The organism is Bifidobacterium saimiriisciurei (genome assembly GCF_010667655.1).
Classification (GTDB): domain Bacteria; phylum Actinomycetota; class Actinomycetes; order Actinomycetales; family Bifidobacteriaceae; genus Galliscardovia; species Galliscardovia saimiriisciurei.
Genome location: NZ_WHZU01000031.1, coordinates 1 through 5,345 on the forward strand (window position 1 = coordinate 1; position 5,345 = coordinate 5,345).

General features: G+C 59.7%; 3 rRNA genes. All 3 read left to right on the forward strand.

Annotated elements, in window-relative coordinates:
• Positions 1-41 precede the first annotated feature (41 nt).
• The 3 genes from GFD18_RS10820 to rrf all read left to right on the forward strand — a co-directional run bounded on the left by GFD18_RS10820 (position 42) and on the right by rrf (position 5,345).
• Positions 42-1,569, forward strand: a 16S ribosomal RNA gene (locus GFD18_RS10820).
• A 421-nt stretch (positions 1,570-1,990) separates the two neighbouring features.
• Positions 1,991-5,048, forward strand: a 23S ribosomal RNA gene (locus GFD18_RS10825).
• Positions 5,049-5,228: 180 nt separating this feature from the next.
• Positions 5,229-5,345: ribosomal RNA gene (gene rrf / locus GFD18_RS10830) — 5S ribosomal RNA — on the forward strand.
• The 16S, 23S and 5S rRNA genes sit together here, the layout of an rRNA operon.

Genomic DNA, 5,345 nt, shown 5'->3' on the forward strand with positions numbered 1-5,345 from the left:
TTTTTTTTTCGAGTCGAATGTTCGGCTCTTCGCAAGGTTTTTTTGTGGAGGGTTTGATTCTGGCTCAGGACGAACGCTGGCGGCGTGCTTAACACATGCAAGTCGAACGGGATCCATCAAGCTTGCTTGGTGGTGAGAGTGGCGAACGGGTGAGTAATGCGTGACCGACCTGCCCCGTACTTCGGAATAGCTCCTGGAAACGGGTGGTAATGCCGAATGCTCCAACATGCTGCATGGTGTGTTGGGAAAGGGTTCTGTACCGGTATGGGATGGGGTCGCGTCCTATCAGCTTGTTGGTGAGGTAACGGCTCACCAAGGCCTCGACGGGTAGCCGGCCTGAGAGGGCGACCGGCCACATTGGGACTGAGATACGGCCCAGACTCCTACGGGAGGCAGCAGTGGGGAATATTGCACAATGGGCGCAAGCCTGATGCAGCGACGCCGCGTGCGGGATGACGGCCTTCGGGTTGTAAACCGCTTTTGATTGGGAGCAAGCGTGAGTGAGTGTACCTTTCGAATAAGCGCCGGCTAACTACGTGCCAGCAGCCGCGGTAATACGTAGGGCGCAAGCGTTGTCCGGAATTATTGGGCGTAAAGGGCTCGTAGGCGGCCCGTCGCGTCCGGTGTGAAAGCCCGTCGCTTAACGTCGGGTCTGCGCCGGGTACGGGCGGGCTGGAGTGCGGTAGGGGAGACTGGAATTCCCGGTGTAACGGTGGAATGTGTAGATATCGGGAAGAACACCAATGGCGAAGGCAGGTCTCTGGGCCGTTACTGACGCTGAGGAGCGAAAGCGTGGGGAGCGAACAGGATTAGATACCCTGGTAGTCCACGCCGTAAACGGTGGACGCTGGATGTGGGGCCCTTTCCACGGGTTCCGTGTCGGAGCTAACGCGTTAAGCGTCCCGCCTGGGGAGTACGGCCGCAAGGCTAAAACTCAAAGAAATTGACGGGGGCCCGCACAAGCGGCGGAGCATGCGGATTAATTCGATGCAACGCGAAGAACCTTACCTGGGCTTGACATGTTCCCGACGACGGCAGAGATGTCGTTTCCCTTCGGGGCGGGTTCACAGGTGGTGCATGGTCGTCGTCAGCTCGTGTCGTGAGATGTTGGGTTAAGTCCCGCAACGAGCGCAACCCTTGCCCTGTGTTGCCAGCGCGTCATGGCGGGGACTCACGGGGGACCGCCGGGGTTAACTCGGAGGAAGGTGGGGATGACGTCAGATCATCATGCCCCTTACGTCCAGGGCTTCACGCATGCTACAATGGCCGGTACAGCGGGATGCGATGGCGCGAGCCGGAGCGGATCCCTGAAAACCGGTCTCAGTTCGGATCGGAGCCTGCAACTCGGCTCCGTGAAGGTGGAGTCGCTAGTAATCGCGGATCAGCAACGCCGCGGTGAATGCGTTCCCGGGCCTTGTACACACCGCCCGTCAAGTCATGAAAGTGGGCAGCACCCGAAGCCGGTGGCCTAACCCGCAAGGGATGGAGCCGTCTAAGGTGAGGCTCGTGATTGGGACTAAGTCGTAACAAGGTAGCCGTACCGGAAGGTGCGGCTGGATCACCTCCTTTCTACGGAGATTTCTTGGAATCCACCGCCTGTCTCATGGGTGGTGGTCGCGCCCCGGCCGGGGGATGTCCCCCTGGCGCGTGGGTTTCTGGTGTGGAGCGGTCAGGGACTTCTGTTCGGTGGTATGGGATGCGCTTTTGGGCTCCCGGACCGTCACCCTTTCGCGGGTTGGTTCCGGTGTCCCCCCGGTGTGGGCGCGTCGGCCTTGGGTCGTCGTGGTCGTGCCGGTGCGGGGTGGTGGTTTGAGAACTGGATAGTGGACGCGGGCGCGTGGCGCCTTGTTTGGTGCCGCGCGTCGTATGTGATTATTTCGTCGGACTCCATTTTGGAGTCTGGTCGATCGTTTTGTGATCGTTAGTGTGATGATGTGTTGTCGAGTGTTCGCGGATCCTTGCGGCGCCGTTCCCCGTTTCGTGCGGGGTGTGTGTTGCTTGCAAGGGCGTATGGTGGATGCCTTGGCGCACTGGACCGATGAAGGACGTGTGGGGCCGCGATAGGCCTCGGGGAGCCGCCGACAGGGCTTTGATCCGAGGATCTCCGAATGGGGAAACCCGCCAGCCGTCATGGGCTGGCACCGCTTCTATGCGGGGGGTACGCGGGGAAGTGAAACATCTCAGTACCTGCAGGAAAGGATATTCCGTGAGTAGTGGCGAGCGAAAGCGGACGATGGCTAAACCGGTGTCGTGTGATACCCGTCGGGGGTTGCGGCGCCGGTGTCGTGGGAAGACGCGTGTCGGGTCCGACGGCCCGGCCGGCAGTGACAAAGCGTTGTGCTAGACGAACGGGATTGAATTCCCGGCCGAAGAGGGTGATGGCCCCGTAGTCGGTCGTGCAACGCCTGCCGGTTGTCTCTCCCGAGTAGCACGGGACTCGTGGAATCCCGTGTGAATCCGCCCTGACCGTGGGGTAAGCCTGAATATTCCAGTGCGACCGATAGTGGACGAGTACCGTGAGGGAAAGGTGAAAAGTACCCCGGGAGGGGAGTGAAATAGTATCTGAAACCGTGCGCTTACAAACCGTCGGAGCCTTTCGGGGTGACGGCGTGCCTATCGAAAAATGAGTCTGCGAGTCAGTGATGCGTGGCGAGCATAAGCCGTGTGGTGTATGCGTAGCGAAGGCGAGTCCTAACAGGGCGTTCGAGTCGCGTGTCCTGGACCCGAAGCGGGATGATCTAGCCCTGAGCAGGTTGAAGCGCGGGTAAGACCGCGTGGAGGACCGAACCCACCTAGGTTGAAAACTGGGGGGATGACTTGGGGTTAGGGGTGAAAGGCCAATCAAATTCCGTGATAGCTGGTTCTCTCCGAAATGCATTTAGGTGCAGCGTCAGGTTATTGCTTCCAGGGGGTAGAGCTACTGGATGCTTGAGGGCCCGTACTGGGTACCGACAGCAGCCAAACTCCGAATACCTGTGAAGTGTATCCTGGCAGTGACCCGGCGGGGGATAAGCTTCGTCGTGGAGAGGGAGACAGCCCAGATCGTCGTCTAAGGTCCCCAAGCGCGTGCTAAGTGGGAAAGGATGTGGAGTCGCATAGACAGCCAGGAGGTTGGCTCAGAAGCAGCCACCCTTGAAAGAGTGCGTAACAGCTCACTGGTCTAGTGGTTCCGCGCCGACAATGTAGCGGGGCTCAAGCACGCCACCGAAGACGCGGCAGTACGTTCGTACTGGGTAGGAGAGCGTCCCATACCGGGGTGAAGCCGTGGCGTAAGCCGATGGTGGACTGTATGGGAGTGAGAATGCAGACATGAGTAGCGAGATGGGGGTGACAATCCCCCACGCTGGATGACCAAGGGTTCCAGGGCCACGTTCGTCGTCCCTGGGTGAGTCGGGTCCTAAGGCGAGGCCGACAGGCGTAGTCGAATGGATGAACGGGTTGATATTCCCGTACCGGCTCTGGTCCGTCAGGTCCGAGGCGATGAGTACTAACCTCCGTTCCGTGTGGATGTTCCCTTCGGGGTTCGGACGCGTGGTTCGTTGGGAGCGTAGTCGTAGTAGGATAGCGCGGGAGTGACGCAGGACGGTAGCCGGCCGCGGAGGTGGTTTTCCGTGGTCAAGCACGCAGGGCGCCATGCAGGCAAATCCGCATGGCACGAGCCCGAGGTGTGATGATGGGGGGCTTTTGCCCCGATATCCGGTGATCCGATGCTGCCGAGAAAAGCTTCGGCGTCAGGGCCTTTGCCGCCCGTACCCTAAACCGACACTGGTGGTCAGGTAGAGAATACCAAAGCGATCGAGTGAATCCTGGTCAAGGAACTCGGCAAATTACTCCCGTGCCTTCGGTATAAGGGAGACCCCCGATGGTGAACCGGCTTGCCCGGGGAGCTTTTGGGGGTGGCACAGGCCAGGGGGTAGCGACTGTTTACCAAAAACACAGGAGCGTGCGAAGGCGCAAGCCGCTGTATACGCTCTGACGCCTGCCCGGTGCCGGAAGGTTAAGAGGATCCGTCAGCCTCTGGCGAAGCGGTGAATTCAAGCCCCGGTAAACGGCGGTGGTAACTATAACCATCCTAAGGTAGCGAAATTCCTTGTCGGGTAAGTTCCGACCTGCACGAATGGCGTAACGACTTCCCCACTGTCTCGACCAGGAGCTCGGCGAAATTGCAGTACGAGTAAAGATGCTCGTTAAGCGCAGAAGGACGAAAAGACCCCGGGACCTTTACTATACCTTGGTATTGTCGTTAGGTGTGGACTGTGTAGCATAGGCGGGAGGCTTCGAAGCATGGGCGCCAGCCCGTGTGGAGCCGTCGTTGAAATACCGCTCTGTCTTCATCTGGCGTCTAACCTCGACAAGTCATCCTTGTCAGGGACAGTGCCTGGCGGGTAGTTTAACTGGGGCGGTTGCCTCCCAAAGAGTAACGGAGGCGCTCAAAGGTCCGCTCAGCCCGGTTGGCAATCGGGTGTCGAGTGCAATCGCACAAGCGGGCTTGACTGCGAGACCGACGGGTCGAGCAGGGACGAAAGTCGGAGATAGTGATCCGGTGCCGGCGCACGGGCGCGGCATCGCTCAACGGATAAAAGGTACCCCGGGGATAACAGGCTGATCATTCCCAAGAGTCCATATCGACGGGATGGTTTGGCACCTCGATGTCGGCTCGTCGCATCCTGGGGCTGGAGCAGGTCCCAAGGGTTCGGCTGTTCGCCGATTAAAGCGGCACGCGAGCTGGGTTCAGAACGTCGTGAGACAGTTTGGTCTCTATCCTCTGCGCTCGTTGGAACACTGAGGAGCCCTGCCCATAGTACGAGAGGACCTGGGTGGACGAACCTCTGGTATGCCAGTTATCCTGCCAAGGGTACGGCTGGTTGGCTACGTTCGGATGGGATAACCGCTGAAAGCATCTAAGCGGGAAGCCCTCTCCAAGATGAGTGTTCCGTACAGCCCCGAGCTGTTGAAGGCCCCATGCTGAACACGTGGTTGATAGGCCGGAGGTGGAAGCCCCGCGAGGGGTGGAGCCGACCGGTACTAACGGCCGAAAGGCAATCATCAGACCCACTTCATGGTGGGTCGGCGGACCGCATGGTCCGCGACACGCTCCGACTGCACTAGCATTGACGACCCATCCGGTCGGCCACGACGATGATCGCATGCACCGCGTCCGTTATCCGGTTCCCGAACCGCCACCTATACGATAAGTGAACACGAGCCCAGTGCTCGTACCGAGATTTTGCGGTGGCCATGGCCCGGGTGAAACGCCCAGCCCCATTCCGAACCTGGAAGCTAAGGCCCGGCACGGCGATGGTACTGCACCCGACAGGGTGTGGGAGAGTAGCACGCCGCCGCAA